Raw genomic sequence first — 17832 nt, 5'->3', positions numbered from 1 at the left:
TTATGGATAAGTGGTAGAACTGAGCAAATGATATATAACTTAAATATGATGATAACTAAATACAAACAGGATAAGTAGTGAGCAAAAAATCAAAAGATCCCTTTTATGCACGAGAAAGTGAAAAATATAACGATCCTGTCCCAAGTCGCGAATTCATCATGGAAGTTCTTAATGAATTCGGCAAACCCATGTCGCGCAATCAATTATTTGACAAACTACACATAAGTAATGAAAACAAACAAGAATCTATGGGATTTAGGCTGAAGGCCATGTTGCGCGATGGCCAAATTATGCAGGATCGACGTGGTCGGTTTTGTCTTATGAAAAGGATTAATCTGTCACGGGGTACGGTCCAAGGACATCCAGATGGCTTTGGTTTTTTTATTCCGGATGATGGCTCGGAAGATATGTTTTTGTCCGCTAAAGAAATGCGGGCGGTAATGCATGGTGATATTGTTCTTGCCTATCAAGCGGGTGTGGACCGACGGGGAAGACCTGAAGCAAAAATTCATGAAGTAATTGAGCATGCGAATGCCTCCGTAGTAGGACGCTTTTTTAGCGATCATGGGGTAAGTTTTGTCTTGCCTGATAGCAAACATCTGACGCAGGATATTTCTATCCCACAAGAAATGGTGAATGGCGCAAAAAATGGTCAAATCGTTTTAGTTGAATTAATTTCATTTCCCAGTAAGCGAACCCAAGCCATCGGTAGAGTGATTCATGTATTGGGTGAGCATATGGCGCCAGGGATGGAAATCCAAGTTGCACTGTATGCCCACGGAATACCTTTTGAATGGCCAGAGGATGTAAGCATTGAAGTTGCAAAAATTCCCCTACATGTTACTGAGGAACAAATTAAGGGGCGAACCGATCTTCGCAGCCTTCCTTTTGTTACGATTGATGGGGAAGATGCTAAGGATTTTGATGATGCGGTTTATTGTTATAAAAAGCCTAAAGGTGGCTATCAATTGTATGTTGCAATTGCAGATGTTAGTAACTATGTAATGCAAGATTCTGCCTTGGATAAAGAGGCCGCACGCAGGGGTAATTCGGTTTACTTTCCTGGTAAAGTAATTCCTATGTTACCGGAAGCTTTATCTAATGGTGTATGTTCGTTAAATCCACATGTCGACCGGCTGTGTATGGTTGCCGAAATGTCCATTAGCAATGAGGGCAAAATTTCACGTGCACGTTTTTATCGTGCAGTGATCCATTCCCATGCCCGATTGACCTATACCCAGGTCGGTTCTTGGCTGGAGCAGGGCCACACAGACGAACAACATGTTGCTTTATGGCCAGGGTTGCAAGCCCTTTATGATTTGTACCATGTTTTATTAGCAACCCGTAAACTTCGCGGAGCAATGGATTTTGAAACCACTGAAACGCGAATTGAGTTTGATGAAAATAAAAAAATTCAATGCATCATCCCAGTGATTCGCAATGATGCTCATAAATTGATTGAAGAATGTATGTTGGCTGCAAATGTAGCGACGGCACGATTTTTGGAAAAAGCAAAAATTCCGACTCTTTATCGGGTGCATGCTGCTCCTGAAGAGGATAAAATTACGGCTCTAAGACAGTTTTTAGGTGAGTTAGGATTACAATTAAGCGGGGGTAAGAAACCCGGGCCCAAAGATTTTCAGCGCACTATGAATTCTATAGAAGGTCGACCCGATCAACATTTGATTGAAACAGTTATGCTCCGTTCTTTAAAACAAGCGCATTATGTTGAAGCGAATGAAGGGCACTTTGGTCTCGCTTATTCTGCATACACGCACTTTACTTCGCCTATCAGACGCTATCCTGATTTATTAATCCATCGTGCAATTGGTCATTTGTTAGAGAATCATCCTGTTTATGAATTCAGTTATACCCACGAAGACATGAATCGATTGGGCAAACATTCCTCTATGACGGAGCGACGAGCAGATGAAGCAACAAGAGAAGTAGTTGCTTGGTTAAAATGTGAGTACATGCAAGATAAATTAGGGCAAGTATTCAAAGGACGAATTTCTGCAGTAACTAGTTTTGGAATTTTTGTCGAACTTGATGAAATTTACGTCGAAGGTTTAGTTCATGTCACTTCATTAAAGAATGATTACTATACTTTTGACTCTGTAAAACATCGTTTGATTGGGACCCGCGGCGGACAAGTGTATCGTTTGGGGGACAAAATGACTGTTTTAGTGGCTCGCGTGGATCTGGATGAGCGTAAAATTGATTTTGAGCCGGTGGAGGAAACAGTAAGTCATGAGTGAGCAGTATGTTTATGGTGTACATGCGGTTTCTGCTTTATTAACCAATCCGCATCGAGTGACTAAGAAACTCTATATAAGTGAAGACCGGATAGATACACGATTGCAGGATATCATTGATAAAGCCACACAAGCACATGTCCCTATCGAAAAGCTAAGCACCCAAAAAATGAACCAGCGGTTTGCAGACTTTGCCCATCAAGGAGTCGTTGCAAGTGCTTCGTCATTGCCCGATTACAATGAGTCACATTTGCTTGCATTACTGGAATCTAGTAAACAACCTACTTTGATTCTTATCCTAGATGGAGTGACCGATCCCCATAATTTAGGAGCCTGTTTGCGTACTGCAGATGCAACAGGTGTTGATTTTGTGATCATTCCTAAAGATAAAAGCGCCAGTATTACTCCCGTAGTAAGCAAAGTTGCATGTGGTGCGGCGGAATCAGTTCCCTTGGTAAGGGTTACCAATTTAGTACGTAGCATGAAGCTTTTAAAAGAAAATGGAGTTTGGATTTATGGTGCAGCAGGCGAGGCAACCGGTTCTCTACACCAAATAGATTGCACTGGTGATGTTGCTATTGTGATGGGTGCTGAAGGTGAGGGGCTGCGCCGTCTAACACGTGAACATTGTGATGGTTTATTTTCTTTGCCTATGTCAGGCAGTGTAACAAGTTTAAATGTTTCTGTAGCCACTGGTGTTTCTTTATATGAAATTATAAGGCAAAGAAAAGGGAGCGGTTTCTAATGAGTGAATTAAAAATGAACGCGGCAAAAGCCGCGCTGCAATACATTGAAGACGATATGGTGGTGGGTGTTGGTACAGGCTCTACAGTGAATTTCTTTATTAAAGAGCTGGCTACTATAAAACACCGAATTGATGCCTGTGTATCAAGTTCCAAAGCCACAGAGGCTTTATTACGGAAAGAAGGTATTCCTGTGATTGATTTAAATTCGGTCCAGGATTTGCCAATTTATATTGATGGTGCCGATGAAGTGACTGAGCATGGCGAAATGATTAAGGGAGGCGGTGGAGCCCATACGCGCGAAAAAATTGTTGCCCAAGTAGCAGAAAAATTTATTTGCATCGTAGACAACTCAAAGCTTGTGAAGCATTTGGGAAACTTCCCTGTAGCCGTTGAGGTGCTTCCCATGGCAAGAAGCCTGGTTGCTCGACAATTAGTGCAATTGGGTGGAGATCCCGAATATAGAGAAGGCTTTGTTACCGATAATGGGAATATTATTCTGGATGTGTTTAATTTAACAATTAATGAACCTATGGATTTGGAAGATCGGATTAACCGGATAACTGGAGTTGTGGAAAACGGGATTTTTGCACGTCGAACAGCTGATGTGATTTTGCTTGCTTCTCCCGAGGGTATTAAGCAAGTAAAGTAGATTAAATCGAAGATTCCTGGATGTGTGGTGACTGAACAATTCTCGGATCATGCTTTGTTTCTATACCATGAGTTATGGGCCAAAAATTAAGTAATACTACTTTATAACTAAATAGGTTTTAGGCTAATGAATGAACATAAAGTTTATGTAAACCGAATTTTAAACATGAAAAAAATCAAGTTAATTGGTTTGGACATGGACCATACCTTGATTCGTTATAATTCTGAGAATTTTGAGTCGCTGGTTTATCAGCTGGTTAAAGAGCAGTTAGTAGATGTAAAGCATTATCCTGAGCAAATTAAAAAATTAAATTTCAATTATCATGATGCAATCCGTGGTTTGGTCATTGATAGAAAAAATGGCAATATTTTAAAACTCAGTCGTTATGGGGCAATTCGGCAAAGTTATCATGGCACGAAACCTATCGATTATGCAGAACAACAGAAAATTTATCGAAGTATCTATGTTGATTTGAGTGATCCAAATTACATGGCAATTGATACTTCTTTTTCCATTGCCTTTTGCGTTTTATATGGCCAGTTGGTTCATTTGAAAGATACGCTTTATCCTGAGGAAATACCCAGTTATCAAACCATAGCACAAGATGTACAATTTTGTGTGGATAAAGTTCACTCTGATGGCAGCTTAAAAACCATCATTAGCAAAAATTTACCGACCTATGTTATTAAAGAACGCGCGTTGGTTGATGGGCTTCGGCATTTCATCCATCATGGTAAAAAAATATTTATCCTGACCAACTCTGACTTTTCCTATACGAAGCTCTTACTGGAATATGCAATTAACCCTTTCTTGAAGAAGGGTGAAAGTTGGATTAATTTATTTGAATTTGTCATTACCCTAGCTAATAAACCACGATTTTTTTACGATAATCTTCGTTTTTTATCAATTCATCCAGCCGTTGGTACCATGACTAACACTGTGGGTCCAATAGTTCCAGGCGTGTACCAAGGAGGAAATGCCAAAAAATTCACCGAAGATTTACATGTCCGAGGTGATGAGATTCTTTATATTGGGGATCACATTTACGGAGATATCTTAAGATTGAAAAAAGACTGCAATTGGCGCACTGCTTTAGTGGTTGAAGAGTTGGGAGAGGAAATAGCAGCGCAAGCTCGGGCCATGCCTATAGAGAAAGAAATCAGCAAGGCAATGGACATTAAAAAAGGTTTAGAAAAACAATACGTTGAGTTGTACACTAAAATGATTGATGAAGATTCAAAACAATACAGTAATGAAATACAAGAATTACAAGCGCAAATCAGCAGAATAGATGCCCAACTCACTAAATTGTTAAAAGAACAACAAAGCTATTTTAATCCAAAATGGGAACGTATTTTTCGCGCGGGTGCTGAGGAAAGTTATTTTGCCTATCAAGTGGATCGCTTTGCGTGTATTTATATGGAAAAACTATCCGATTTATTGGAATACTCTCCTGTAACTTATTTCCGTGCGAACAGACGTCTATTAGCGCATGATATCGAAGTATAAAACTAAGGAAGATTAAGGTGTAAGGTAGCAATGACGGTATCCATTGATGTTTCACTTGTACGAAGATTGATTGATTCACAATTTCCACAATGGGCTAATTTACCCATTAAGCCTGTAGAATTTAGTGGTTGGGATAATAGAACCTTTCATCTAGGTAATGAAATGTCAGTTCGACTGCCCAGTGAGGCATTCTATGCGCTGCAAGTAGAAAAAGAGCAGCACTGGCTTCCTTATCTTGCTCCTCATTTAACATTGTCCATTCCATCACCTATAGCTAAAGGTGAGCCAGCTGAGGGTTATCTGTGGCCATGGTCCATTTATCGATGGATTGAAGGACAAACAGCCTCGATTGAATGCGTTAACGATCTGAGTTTATTTGCAACGGCTCTTGCAAAATTCTTGGTGGAATTGCAAGCAATTGATACGGCAGATGGACCACCGGCAGGCGAGCACAGTTTCTACCGTGGCGGCCCACTAATAACTTATGATGCTGAAGTTCAAAAGGCAATTAAAATTCTGGCGCAACAAACAGATACCCGAACTCTTTATTCAATCTGGTCTGAGGCCCTAGCTGAGAGCTGGCATAAAAATCCGGTTTGGGTTCATGGCGATATTGCTGTAGGTAATTTATTGATCCGAGAAGGCCGTCTTTATGCAGTAATTGATTTTGGACAATTGGCTGTTGGGGATCCTGCATGTGATTTGGTCATAGCTTGGACATTTTTAAAAAAGGCAAGCCGAGATGTGTTTCGTAAGGCACTGCAACTGGATAAAGCAACATGGGCTCGCGCTCGAGGATGGGCCTTGTGGAAAGCATTAATTGTCTGCGCGAAATTGCCGGGTACAAATCCATTGGATAGTGCAAAATCTTGGCGGGTAATTGAGGAGATAATTGCAGATTATAATAATGGCGACTAAGATATTATTGAGAATGAATTATTCAATCTATGAAGTAGGATTTTGGACTTAGACTATTTATGGATTAAATCATTAAAAGGGAAAGTCATGTTAACAATTAAACTATTAAGAAGAGTGATTTTTGCAGGTTGTTTGTTAGGTATTACTGTATTATTCAGTTCCTGCAATACAAGTCAGCCTGATCAACCCATCTCATCAAGTAATGAAAAAGGTTATGGCGGAGAAGGGGGCGGTGGCCATTAAGTTTTTTTAAATAAATGGTTTAAACTCATCATCCTACAGTCTATCTGCGGATGATGAGTGATTAAGGCAAAAAATTGTACGGAATTATTTAACCCTACTGGATTACTTTCCTTAATGTCTCCGGGCTAATATTAGCTCCACTTAAAACAACCACCACATTTTTTCCTTGATAATATTTGGCACATTTTAAAAATGAAGCCAGAGCAACGCCTGCGGCACCTTCAATTAATAAATGATGAGTATTGATGATTGTTAGGATCGCAGATTGAATTTCATTTTCAGAAACTAAAACAAAATCATCCACATAGTCGCGACATAGATCTAAAGTAATTGAATTTGGCTCAATGCCCCCGGCTGTAGCATCGGAAAGAGTTGGCAAGGTGTCCATGGAAATAATTTTTCCCGCCTTAACCGATTCGTACATAACTGGAGAATTTTCTGGCAAGCACCCTATAATTTTAGTTTTAGATGAAACTGCTTTCAGGTATCCAGCAATTCCGCCAATTAATCCGCCTCCGCCAACAGGTATAAAAACTACATCAATGGAATTGAGTTGACGCATAAGTTCTACGGCGATTGTGCCTTGACCTGCAATTACTTGCCTATTGTTATAGGGAGATACATACACCATGCCCTGTTGTTTTGCATAGTTTATGGCGTGTATCTCAGTTTCTACGCAATCGTTGCCATAGAGTTTAAGAGAAGTATTATAAAAGCCTATATTTTCTTTTTTTACGGGGGATACATGTTCGGGAACAAAAATAATTCCTGGCAGATTAAGCCTATGTAATCCGTAGGCGATTGCTGCTCCATGATTTCCTGTAGAGGCCGCGACAATACCATTTAGCTTTTCTTTTTTTAAAGACAATAAAGCATTAAATGCCCCCCGTATTTTGAATGAACCTGTATACTGTAAATTTTCACATTTTAAATGAAGATTTACCCCGGTTAATTGACTTAGTGGAACAGAGAAATCCAAGGGAGTCTCACGAATATACCCACGAATTCTATGTTCGGCGTTAAGTACTTCCGTTTTAATATTCAGCATGGGTTGTGTTCTTTCTCACTATAAATTTAAGTAATTATATATAGTGGTGCGTGAAACTTGAATTATATAAACAAGAAAATAAATTAGTTTAAAAAAATAATTTCTTAATTCTTCCTTAAGGTTTGATCTTTATACTTAATCATGAACTTATAGGGAGCCCGGATGCTATGCGTGTATTAATTATCGAAGACAACGTTTTTAATGCATTTTGCTTATCTAGACTCTTGGAGTCAGTTAGTGCTCCAATATCAATTGATGTCGTAAGTAATAGCCAAGATGCTTTGTCTTTTATAGATACTCATGCACCCGATCTGGTTATTATTGATGGTGAGTTAAATTTGATTGACGAATTCTCAACTCATGGCCCACAACTTGCAGCAGTAATATTACAAAAATATCCTCATCTTCCTCTTATCGCCTGGTCAGACTCTGAATTTATGCGTGGAGCTTTTGCTAAAGTTTTTATTCAATATAACCGGTTGGTTAATGAGTACAACACTTGGACTAAAACCGTAAATCAGACATGCATTGAAAAAACTTGGGCTTATTATTTTGATGACTCAATCGGAAAAAAACAACCAGCATTTTCACATGCACCCCATGCTAAAAGAGTGGCGGCTGTAAACTAGATAGCATCTAGATTGTTCTGACTTACTTTTTGGTGTCGTCAGCAAAGGGTTCAAATTCACGCTATAATTTATATATATTGTGTACATAACAAATAGATAAATCTATTTTTAGGGAACCGCAAATTATGGATTATGAGCTAATGCATGGGTCTTCGGATCACCAACCACAGAGAATACAGAAAACAAAAAAAATTCATGAAAAAGAAAGTGATGAGGATCTGAATTCCTTAGGGCAAAAATTGGACAAAAATAAACATCACCAAAGCAAAAAGAATGCCCCAATAAAAGAGAGCATACTTGACTTGGAGGTACAACCTATTAAGACGGAAGAAGCATTTTATGCAAAAAGCATCCTGCAAAATATTTTAGAAAGCTCGATTGAGTATTCCATTGTTGCAACTGATTTGGATGGGAAAATAATTGTATGGAATGAAGGAGCTTACCGCAATTACGGATACCATGCGACCGAGATGGTAAACAAGAAAAATATTTTAGACCTCTTTAAATCTGAAGACATTAAATCAGGAATTGCTCAGAAGTTTGTGCAAAAAACATTAGAAGAAGGAAAAGCCGATCAGGAATTTGAACGCCTTCGTAAAGATGGGTCGACTTTTATTGCCTCGGTGACCTTAACAGTACGACGGGATAATGAGGGCCACCCGATTGGTTATGTGATGATATCCAAAGATATTACTGAAGCAAAGAAAATTGAAAATCAATTGATTAAAACGAACGAAGAATTAGAACAATTTGCTTATATTGCCTCGCATGATTTGAAGGCGCCGCTGCGTGCAATCGAACGTTTAGCGACTTGGATTGAAGAAGATAATATGGATAAGTTAGATGATAAATCGAAAGAACATTTGGCATTATTACGGCAACGTACTTTGCGCCTGGCTAATTTAATTGATGGAATATTACAATACTCACGAGCTGGTCGGATCGATTTGAATCTTGAGCTGGTGAATACCGAAGAAATTTTGAAGGAAATTATTGAAAATCTTAATCAAGATGGGCGATTCGAAATACGTTATCCAAAACATCTGCCGATTTTTAAAACCGCAAGGATCCCCTTAATGCAGGTATTATCCAATTTACTCGGCAATAGCATAAAGCATCACCATCGCAAAAAAGGAAAAATTAATATTGAACTAGACACATTAGGGGCATTTTATCTGTTTACGATTCATGATGATGGTCCCGGAATACCCTCTGAGTTTTTTGATAAGATTTTTGTTGTTTTTCAAACCCTTAAATCAAGAGATGAATTGGAGTCGACGGGTGTTGGTTTGAGTATAGTAAAGAAAATTGTTGAATCCCAGGGAGGACAAGTAATGGTCCGATCTCGGGTTGGACATGGAACTTCAATGTCCTTTACCTGGCCCAAGCAAATTAAAAAACAAGATTTACACCCTCATTAAATAATGAATTACAGTACTATTCCGCTTTTTTGCTTGGAAATTCAAGCAGATTCCAATAACGATGTAATGATGAAATGACTTCCATAAAATCTGAAATTTGAAATGGTTTTACAATATAGCCAGCTGCATTCAGGTTATAAGCATCCATTTTATCTTTTTCACTATTCGAAGTAGTGAGAATAAAAACCAAAACGGATTTTAATTTTTTATTGGTTCGTAGAGTTTTCATAAACTCAATCCCATTCATTTTAGGCATATTAATGTCTAAAAGAATAATTTTGGGGGTAGGTTTTAATTTTTTTTCTCCATTTATGCCTAATAATTTATTTAGAGCCTCTATTCCATTAGTAGCTACATGAAGTGGATTGTCGATCTTATTTTTTTTAAAAGTTCTTTGCATATCTTTAATATCAATTTCATCGTCATCCACAAGCATAAAATTAATGGATTTATCTAATTGATACATAATTTTATTCCTTATAACTTGGTAATATAGATTATAGGCAATAAAGTTAAATTTTTCACATAATGCTCTTTTATTGATACTATAATTAAATTACGAATCAATATAATTAGGATAATTCACTTCAGAATCTATCTTAACAACCGTGATTTTGTGATATTTATAAAAACAGAAACGCGGCAGGAGAATGATTATGGAATCCCAAGGAAACACCGTTGATATTTTGTATATCGAGGATGATATTGTTGATGTCGAGGGTGTAAAACGTATTTTTAAAAAAGTTAAAGAGTCGTGCGCTATTGAAGTTGCTTCTAATGGTGAAGAGGCATTAAATAAATTATATGGGCGGGATGGAGAAGCAAAAATTCATCCAAAAGTTATTCTTCTGGATATTAATGTACCTAAAATGAATGGAATTGATCTGTTAAAAATAATCCGAAAAGATCCTTCCCTAGCTTTTACCGAAGTGTTTATTTTAACAAATGCTTATACAAAAGAGGATAAGCTTGCGATCAAAGACTTAAATGTAAGAGGACAAATTATTAAACCTCTTGAATACGGTGATGCATTAAATATTTATTGGGCAACGCATCATGTATAAATGAAGCGTTGCTGCTTCGTATCCTAACCTCACTGACATTGCATCACTCTAATGAGCTGCATCCCAATTAGGGCCTATACCAATAGAGACTACAAGGGGAATGGAAAGTTCTACTGTATGCTCCATTAATTCTCGAATTATCTTTTTGCTTGATTCAATCTCTTGGGCTTGTACTTCAAAGACTAACTCGTCATGGACTTGCATAATCATCTTGGCCGGTGGATTTTTTTGCTCATTTTGCCAGTGGGCAATAGATATCATGGCTTTTTTTATGATGTCTGCCGCAGTACCTTGCATCGGCGCATTAATTGCAGTTCGCTCTGCTGCCTTTTGGCGAACCATGTTGCGTGCATTAATTTCAGGTAAATACAAACGTCGACCAAACAAAGTTTCCACATAACCTTGATGATGGGCTTGCTGCCTGGTGCGATTCATATACTCCAAAACTTTAGGGTAACGTTGGAAATAAGTATCGATGTAATATTGTGCATCCTGACGTTCAACACCAATCTGTTTTGCTAGACCAAAAGCTGACATCCCATAAATTAAACCAAAATTAACGGCTTTAGCGCGACGCCGTTGCTCACTGCTCACCTCATCTAGGGGTGTTTGGAAAATTTCACTGGCTGTTGCCGTATGAATATCCCAACCCCGAGCAAATGCTTTTAACAGGTTCTCATCTTGTGATAAATGAGCCATAATTCGTAATTCAATTTGTGAGTAATCTGCTGCTAAAATGAGGCAGTTTTCAGGTGCGATAAATGCAGTACGAATTAGCCGGCCTTCTTCACTGCGAATAGGAATATTTTGTAAATTGGGTTCACTAGAAGAAAGTCGACCTGTGGCAGCGACCGCCTGATTGTACGAGGTATGAACTCGGTGCGTTTGCGGATTAATTTTTTTAGGTAGGGTATCAATATAAGTAGAAACAAGTTTTGTTAAACTACGGTACTCAAGAATTACTGCTGCAAGACGGTAGTCATACGCGAGCTCTTGCAATACAGACTCGGCTGTAGAAGGTTGGCCCGTGGGTGTTCTTGCGATCACTGGAAGCTTTTGTGAATCAAAGAGGATCTCTTGTAATTGTTTGGGCGAGTTCAGATTAAAGGGTCTACCTGCTAATTGTAATGCCTCTTGCTCTAAGGCATGGATGCGCTCTTTTAATCGATTCCCATGTTGTTCCAAAGTTATGGAATCAATAAGCACTCCAAGGCGCTCCATATCGCCAAGCACGGGAACCAAAGGCATTTCTATCTCATTGAAGACATTTTGTACCGATTCTGGGATCATAGAGAACAATTTATTGTGAAGTTGCAGGGTAATTACTGCCTCTTCTGCAGCATAAGCAGCTGCCTTAGCCACTGGAACTTGATCAAAACGCAATTGTTTGGCGCCTTTTCCTGCAACCTCTTCGTAGCCAATGGTTTTTTGTCCTAAATATTTTAAGGCCATAGACTCAACATCATGACGTCCAGAGGCACTATTGAGCACATATGATTCTAACATGGTGTCATAATACACACCTTTAAGGTTAATCCCCTGATTTTTCAATACTGCATAATCGTATTTAAGATTTTGCCCTATTTTTTTTATTTTAGGATTTTCCAAAATAGGTTTTAATGCAGTTAATACTTCCTCACGAATTAATTGAGTTGTCCCATCTAGATGGGTCAATGGAATATATACGCATCTCCCTTCTTTAAGTGCTAAAGAGATTCCAACGATTTCTGCAGCCATGATTTCGATACTGGTAGTTTCTATAGCAATGCAAAATTCTTCGGATTCCTCCAGTTGATTAAGCAACTGATTTAACTGGAGATTTGTTGTAATCAATTCGTAAGGAGTGCTAGAGATGCTTGATTTGTTCGCGGATATACTTTCCTCTTCCCCTAATAGCTCTTTCAGCCAGTTTTTGAACTCAAATTGACGGGTTAATTCAATAAGTTGTTCTTTCTTCATGGGTTTAGGCTTTAACTCCCCCCAACTTAGGGGTAAAGCAACATCGGTTTTTATAGTCACTAATTTCTTGGATAATGACAGATGGGGAATACCTTCTCGTAAATATTCTCCAATTTTGCCACCAATTTCCGTCGCATGTTGGATGAGATTATCCAGAGATTGATATTCTGTAAGCCATTTGACAGCGGTTTTTGGTCCACATTTGGTTATTCCTGGAATGTTATCGACGCTATCGCCAATTAAGGTGAGATAATCAATCATTTGCTCTGGTATTATCCCAAATTTTTCTCGGACGCCTTCGATTCCCATGATGGTATTGCTCATGGTGTTGACTAATGTAATGTGTTCATTAACAAGTTGCGCCATATCTTTATCGCTTGTCGATATGACCACAGAAATTCCTTGTTCCGTCGCCTGACGTGCCAAAGTCCCGATTACATCATCGGCCTCAACTCCCTCGATAATCAATATGGGAAGTCCCATCGCTTCCAGTATCTGGATCAATGGCTCAAATTGAGAGTTTAGCTCTTGGGGCATGGAGGGTCTATGCGCTTTATATTCGGGATACCAATCATCTCGGAATGTTTTCCCCTTGGCATCAAAGACTACAGCCAATTCTTCTGGTTGGTAGTCTTTAATGAGCTTTTTAATCATATTAGCTACCCCATAGATGGCACCTGTGGGCTGGCCTTTGGAATTAGTTAAAGGCGGCAATGCATGAAAGGCACGAAAAAAATAGGATGAACCATCAATGAGAATCAAGGGGGATGTCATAGTTACTCTGCCTCTGCTTTGGCTAATTGTTTCTTTAATGATTCAACTTGTTCGGAGAGTGCTTTAATATTTTTGCGTATTAAAGGGATGCGATTGACGCCTAACTCATGTTGAATGGCAATATCCTTAGGACGAGCTGGATTGCCTAAATAAACATTTCCTTCTTTTAAATGTTTGTTGGGTGGTACTCCGGTGCGAGCGCCTAATACAACCCCATCATCAATACGTACATGATCGCTGACCCCAACATTCGCCGCAAAAATGACGTTGTTTCCGGAAGTCGTACTTCCTGCTATGCCTGTGAAACCACATAATATGTTATGTTTACCCAATTTAACTGAATGGGCTACTTGGACCAGGTTATCAATTTTAGTTCCTTCTCCAATAACAGTCGCTCCCATTGTGGCACGGTCTATGGCGGTATTCGCACCTATCTCTACATCATCCTCAATAATGACTCGGCCAATATGAGGGACTTTCAGGTGCTTGCCATCAACAAAGGTATAACCAAAACCATCAGAGCCAATAACCGTAGAGGCATGAATAGTTACTCGGGAACCAATTTGGCAGGTGTCATAAATAGTGACATGAGAATGGATGGTAGTATGGGCACCCAGAGTCACTTCACGACCAATATGAATATGACTTTTTAAAATACAATGATCTCCAATAACACAACCGGGTTCAATTACCACATAGGGGCCTATAAATACCTCCTCTCCTAATTGTACACCCTCGCCAATTACTGCAGTGGGGTGAATTCCAGGTCTTGTTTTTTGTGGTGGATTGAAATGATGCATCAAAGTGATAAAAGCTTTGAAAGGATGTTTTACTTGTATTATTGGTTTTTGAGAAGCAGTGATGTGAGTGTTGACTAATATAGCAGCTGCTTGTGATGCCTCTGCCAATTTCACATTTTCATTACTGTCAGCAAATACTAAGCTTCCAGGTACAATCTCATCAATAGGAGACAATGAAGAGATTTTTATTGAGTCATCACCTATGACTACCCCTTGGATCTTATTTGCTATATCACGTAGTGAATAACTCATTTGTTAGCCTTTTTTTATAAAATAGCTGATTATATACCCAAGAAACGCCCATTGCTATGTTTTAAACGACTCCTTTGCTTGGTACAGAATCATTTACAGAGCGAGCCCTTATTAAGATCTTTTCATTTTTTAATTTGGAAAAGAATGGGGAACAGGTGTTTGGTTGCATTTCACCGCGACAGTGATTATGGAACGTTTTTGGATTCTCAGTAAAGCAGAGCACGCGCAGTTAAAATGTAGTGATATGAAGTATAGAAAAGTAGGTCCAAATACTGTATAAAATTAGCCTGAATGCTTAGGATTTCGTGATTAAAAATCAAAAGGATAGGTATGTTGAAAAAAATAATAGCCTCAGGGTTTTGTGCGCTGTTTACCGTAAATGTATATGCTATGGTAGATCCTTATGCTCCCGTGTTACCCCAGGTTTGGTCATCCATTATTATCGTCAGCGGAGGACCTGCATGGTCTAATCCAGGTAAAGATCAATATCTTTATCCTTTCCCCCCTCCCCAGAACAACTTATACCTTGCTGACTCGAGATCCGACTGGTTAGGATCGGGTGAATTATTTTTTGGGCTACAGCATTTTATTGGTGCAAGCAATGTGATTGCCCAATTCGGACTCGGCGTGGCTGCAGCGAGTGATGCGGGTCTTTCGGGAACAGTTTCTGTTGATGGGGTTCCGGATGTTTATACCTATAGCTATAAGGTAAGTCATGTACGTGCAGAGTTTAAAGGAAAACTCATTGCTTGCGGTTTTCAATCTATTCAGCCTTATTTAAGTGGTAGTTTTGGTGTGGGTTGGAACCATGCTCATGATTGGCTTCCTACTACAATAGATCCTGTTTTGTATCCTACCTATTGGTTTGATACCGCCAGTACCGTTGCTTTTTCCTACACCCTTGGGTTAGGCGTGCAAAAAATGTTAACTCCAAACTGGCAAGTCGGTGTAGGGGTTGAATTTGCAGATTGGGGTAAAAATTATTTAGGTGATGATGGAGCGACCTTAGATCAAGGTCCCGGTATGCCTCATTTATATACTACGGAATTATTGTTTAGTGTAGGTTATATGTTTTAGGAAGTCTTGAGTGCAACTAAGATATATGTAGCCTGGGTTGAACAGGCTACGACAATCTCATTTATTTGATATATCTGCGGAGAATTAACGCCACGTTGGCACCTCCAAAAGCAAAATGATTGGATAGTACGATATCAATTGTTTTTTTCCGGGATTCATTAGGTACATAATCCAAATCACAAGCAGGATCTGGTGTTTCTAAGTTAATTGTAGGTAATAATAGATCATGTTGTAGACTCAATGATGTGGAAATGACTTCCATTACCCCAGAGGCTCCTATGGCATGCCCAATCATCGATTTTTGTGCGGTAATTGGGATTTCATAGGCTCTTTCACCAAATATTGATTTAATCGTTTGCGTTTCAATTTTGTCATTTAATTGGGTTCCAGTTCCATGGGCTTTGAGATATTGAATATCTCGCGGTGATAATTTAGCATCATCTAGTGCCCCTTGAATCGCACGTTGCTGGCCTTCTGATGAAGGTGCGGTAATATGAAATGCATCACAGCTGGAACCAAAACCAATAATTTCCGCAAAAATCGTGGCTCCTCGTGCTCTGGCGTGATTTAATTCTTCAAGAATTAAAATCCCAGCTCCTTCTGCCATCACCATCCCCTCACGATTCAGATCAAAGGGTCGGCAGGATTTTGTTGGGGTCTCATTATTGGTAGACATGACTTTTAATTTGCACCAAGCAGACATCATTGATTCCCAAAGAGGAGCTTCGGTACCGCCACAGACTGCGGTGGAAAGTCTGCCATGAGCAATTTGCTGGTAAGCAGTTCCTATAGCATCCGCTGAGGAAACGCATGCATTCGAAATCGTGGAATTGGGTCCCCCTAGACCAAATCCAATGGCAATAAAATTAGCAATGGAGTTAGACATTCCTCGAATCACCGTCAAAGCTTGCATTTTTTTCCAATTATCATTGAAAAAAAATTTATAACTGCTTTCTGATTCCGGATATCCCCCCATCCCAGTGCCGATAAAAGTACCTGTTTTGCTGAGTTCCTGGGGAGTGAGTCCAGATTGTTCTATGGCATTATGGGTGCAATGGAGGGCAAATTGAGCGACGCGTGGATACCGCTTATTTTTATTAAGCTCAGGAAGATGATCCAGTGAAAAATCCGTAATTTCTCCTGCTATTTGGGTTGGATACAAGGAAGGATCATAGCTCTGGATGCGTTTTATTCCACATTGCCCTTGTTTAGCCGCTTCCCAGAATTTGCTTACACCTGTTCCTATGGAAGAAGTTATTTCCATGCCGGTTATAACAACCCTTTTTTTCATCAATGATCCCTTTTATTTTTAATATGTGAAACGTTTCATGTAAGCTGAACGAACAATTTTGCGATAAAATTGTTGTTACGGCTTTTTTAGGACAATACTAAAGGCGGGGTTTAAATTCTGTCAAGCTCTATATGAGGAGGTGTTATAGATTAAAATTAAAGTATGATTACTCGCATTGTCATTTCCGCAAAGGGGTGAATCCCATTCCTTAGTAGTATTGTACAATCTTTGAACTTAATGATTGACTCAGGACATTGAATATAATCTGTTTCTTTAGATAGGAACCTGTTTTGTAAGCTAAGTTATCCAAGTTTTTGTTTTGGTTTAATTCGTTTTTGCAAATCGTAGAGGTTAATTTCCCAGTAATCACATGAGTTTTGAGTTAGGAAACCAAGACGGGTATATAGATTAAGCGCTTTTTGATTGTGCGTTTCGACATCCAGATTGAGATCAGGTTTTCCTTCACTTAGAGCATAATTGATGCAGTGAGAAATCAAGGCTGTCCCTAATCCTTTCCCTTGTCGAATGGGTAAAACGGCGATATCAGAAAGGGTTGCGCCATGGTTTTCCCAGCGTATGTGTGCTTTTCCTACAAGATGATTGTCTTCAAAGGCCAAAATTATTTGATAAGTTCTGTCCCCTAGGATGTGTTCAAAACGAGGAACTAACTCTGCCTGGGTTTTGAAGAAACACGCTTCATCTAAGACGCAAAGCAATGGAATATCTTTCTCTGTAGCAGTGCGGTATGTTAGATTTTTTTTGTAATCCAGCAATGGATTTAAATCACGCCGCTCCATATAGTATTCACTATGCAAATATGAAAAACCAAGCTCAGATAACCACGAACTATTGATATGTGCAGGACTAGAAAAAATCAATTTTTGAAAACCTTGTTCTTGCACTAGCGGCAATATATTGTGAAGCAATTTTTTGGCAATGCCTTTCCGACGATACTTCGGGTGAACCATTAGAGAAACTTCAACTGCATCTTCGTAAAAGAAAAAAACACTTAGAAAGCCAATCAATTTTTTTCTGTCATACTTCAGGACGAGTGTAGGCAAATTTCTTTTTTGCATGAGCAAATGAGTGTACAAATTAGGCGCACTACCGTCATTTTTTTTGCAAACGGTTTTTAAGTATTCTAGATCTTTGAGCTGATCTTTATTAAGTTGATTTGTTTTACTAAGCATAATTAAT

At 39.0% G+C, this 17832-nt stretch carries 16 protein-coding genes; 10 read left to right on the top strand and 6 right to left on the bottom strand.

The window, feature by feature from the left end; genetic code table 11:
• The first annotated feature begins 77 nt into the window (after positions 1-77).
• The 6 genes from rnr (at position 78) to ACWTE2_RS06855 (ending at position 6320) form a co-directional block, all read left to right on the top strand.
• On the top strand, positions 78-2258 hold the full coding sequence (gene rnr, locus ACWTE2_RS06880; RefSeq protein WP_454784750.1) for a ribonuclease R: 2181 nt from the start codon (positions 78-80) through the stop codon (positions 2256-2258).
• Positions 2251-3000, top strand: coding sequence for a 23S rRNA (guanosine(2251)-2'-O)-methyltransferase RlmB (gene rlmB, locus ACWTE2_RS06875; RefSeq protein ID WP_182392029.1), 750 nt, complete (start codon positions 2251-2253; stop codon positions 2998-3000). Before rnr ends, rlmB begins: the two co-directional genes overlap by 8 nt.
• Entirely contained in the window at positions 3000-3650 is a 651-nt protein-coding gene (gene rpiA / locus ACWTE2_RS06870) for a ribose-5-phosphate isomerase RpiA (protein ID WP_182392028.1), read from the top strand. The genes rlmB and rpiA overlap by 1 nt, the downstream gene beginning before the upstream one ends.
• A 126-nt stretch (positions 3651-3776) precedes the next feature.
• A complete protein-coding gene (locus tag ACWTE2_RS06865) occupies positions 3777-5159 on the top strand; it encodes an HAD-IG family 5'-nucleotidase (RefSeq protein WP_454784749.1) in 1383 nt (460 codons plus the stop codon).
• A 30-nt stretch (positions 5160-5189) separates the two neighbouring features.
• Positions 5190-6077 carry an aminoglycoside phosphotransferase family protein gene (locus ACWTE2_RS06860; RefSeq protein ID WP_454784748.1) on the top strand — a complete coding sequence of 296 codons (888 nt, stop codon included), beginning with the start codon at positions 5190-5192 and terminating at the stop codon, positions 6075-6077.
• A gap of 87 nt (positions 6078-6164) precedes the next feature.
• Positions 6165-6320 (top strand): hypothetical protein, encoded by a 156-nt coding sequence (locus ACWTE2_RS06855; protein ID WP_182392025.1) that lies wholly within the window; start codon positions 6165-6167, stop codon positions 6318-6320.
• 94 nt (positions 6321-6414) lie between these two features.
• On the opposite strand, the gene ACWTE2_RS06850 is transcribed toward ACWTE2_RS06855, so the two are convergent.
• Positions 6415-7368, bottom strand: a complete 954-nt coding sequence (locus tag ACWTE2_RS06850) for a threonine/serine dehydratase (RefSeq protein ID WP_454784747.1) — start codon at positions 7366-7368, stop codon at positions 6415-6417.
• 167 nt (positions 7369-7535) lie between these two features.
• Here ACWTE2_RS06850 and ACWTE2_RS06845 point away from each other — a divergent pair, with 167 nt between their 5' ends.
• Both ACWTE2_RS06845 and ACWTE2_RS06840 read left to right on the top strand, forming a co-directional pair.
• Positions 7536-7997 carry a response regulator gene (locus ACWTE2_RS06845; RefSeq protein WP_454784746.1) on the top strand — a complete coding sequence of 154 codons (462 nt, stop codon included), beginning with the start codon at positions 7536-7538 and terminating at the stop codon, positions 7995-7997.
• 122 nt (positions 7998-8119) lie between these two features.
• A complete protein-coding gene (locus ACWTE2_RS06840) occupies positions 8120-9418 on the top strand; it encodes a sensor histidine kinase (RefSeq protein ID WP_454785020.1) in 1299 nt (432 codons plus the stop codon).
• Between the two features lie 16 nt (positions 9419-9434).
• On the opposite strand, the gene ACWTE2_RS06835 is transcribed toward ACWTE2_RS06840, so the two are convergent.
• A complete protein-coding gene (locus ACWTE2_RS06835; RefSeq protein WP_454784745.1) occupies positions 9435-9884 on the bottom strand; it encodes a response regulator in 450 nt (149 codons plus the stop codon).
• A 190-nt stretch (positions 9885-10074) separates the two neighbouring features.
• Between ACWTE2_RS06835 and ACWTE2_RS06830 the strand changes: the two genes are divergently transcribed.
• Positions 10075-10482: a response regulator gene (locus tag ACWTE2_RS06830; RefSeq protein WP_182392021.1), complete on the top strand. Its 408-nt coding sequence runs from the start codon at positions 10075-10077 to the stop codon at positions 10480-10482.
• Positions 10483-10530: 48 nt separating this feature from the next.
• On the opposite strand, the gene polA is transcribed toward ACWTE2_RS06830, so the two are convergent.
• Together polA and lpxD are read right to left on the bottom strand one after the other, a co-directional pair.
• On the bottom strand, positions 10531-13215 hold the full coding sequence (gene polA / locus ACWTE2_RS06825) for a DNA polymerase I (RefSeq protein WP_454784744.1): 2685 nt from the start codon (positions 13213-13215) through the stop codon (positions 10531-10533).
• 2 nt (positions 13216-13217) lie between these two features.
• On the bottom strand, positions 13218-14267 hold the full coding sequence (lpxD, locus tag ACWTE2_RS06820) for a UDP-3-O-(3-hydroxymyristoyl)glucosamine N-acyltransferase (RefSeq protein WP_454784743.1): 1050 nt from the start codon (positions 14265-14267) through the stop codon (positions 13218-13220).
• Between the two features lie 330 nt (positions 14268-14597).
• Here lpxD and ACWTE2_RS06815 point away from each other — a divergent pair, with 330 nt between their 5' ends.
• Entirely contained in the window at positions 14598-15344 is a 747-nt protein-coding gene (locus ACWTE2_RS06815) for an outer membrane protein (protein WP_454784742.1), read from the top strand.
• 61 nt (positions 15345-15405) lie between these two features.
• Here ACWTE2_RS06815 and ACWTE2_RS06810 read toward each other — a convergent pair whose 3' ends face one another.
• Both ACWTE2_RS06810 and ACWTE2_RS06805 read right to left on the bottom strand, forming a co-directional pair.
• Positions 15406-16635 (bottom strand): beta-ketoacyl-[acyl-carrier-protein] synthase family protein, encoded by a 1230-nt coding sequence (locus tag ACWTE2_RS06810; RefSeq protein WP_454784741.1) that lies wholly within the window; start codon positions 16633-16635, stop codon positions 15406-15408.
• A gap of 302 nt (positions 16636-16937) precedes the next feature.
• A complete protein-coding gene (locus ACWTE2_RS06805; RefSeq protein ID WP_454784740.1) occupies positions 16938-17825 on the bottom strand; it encodes a GNAT family N-acetyltransferase in 888 nt (295 codons plus the stop codon).
• Positions 17826-17832 lie beyond the last annotated feature (7 nt).

It is taken from the genome of Legionella nigrisilvae, from assembly GCF_977063395.2.
The sequence above is the reverse complement of the archived record's forward strand: the minus strand, read 5'-3'. Positions and strand labels throughout refer to the sequence as shown.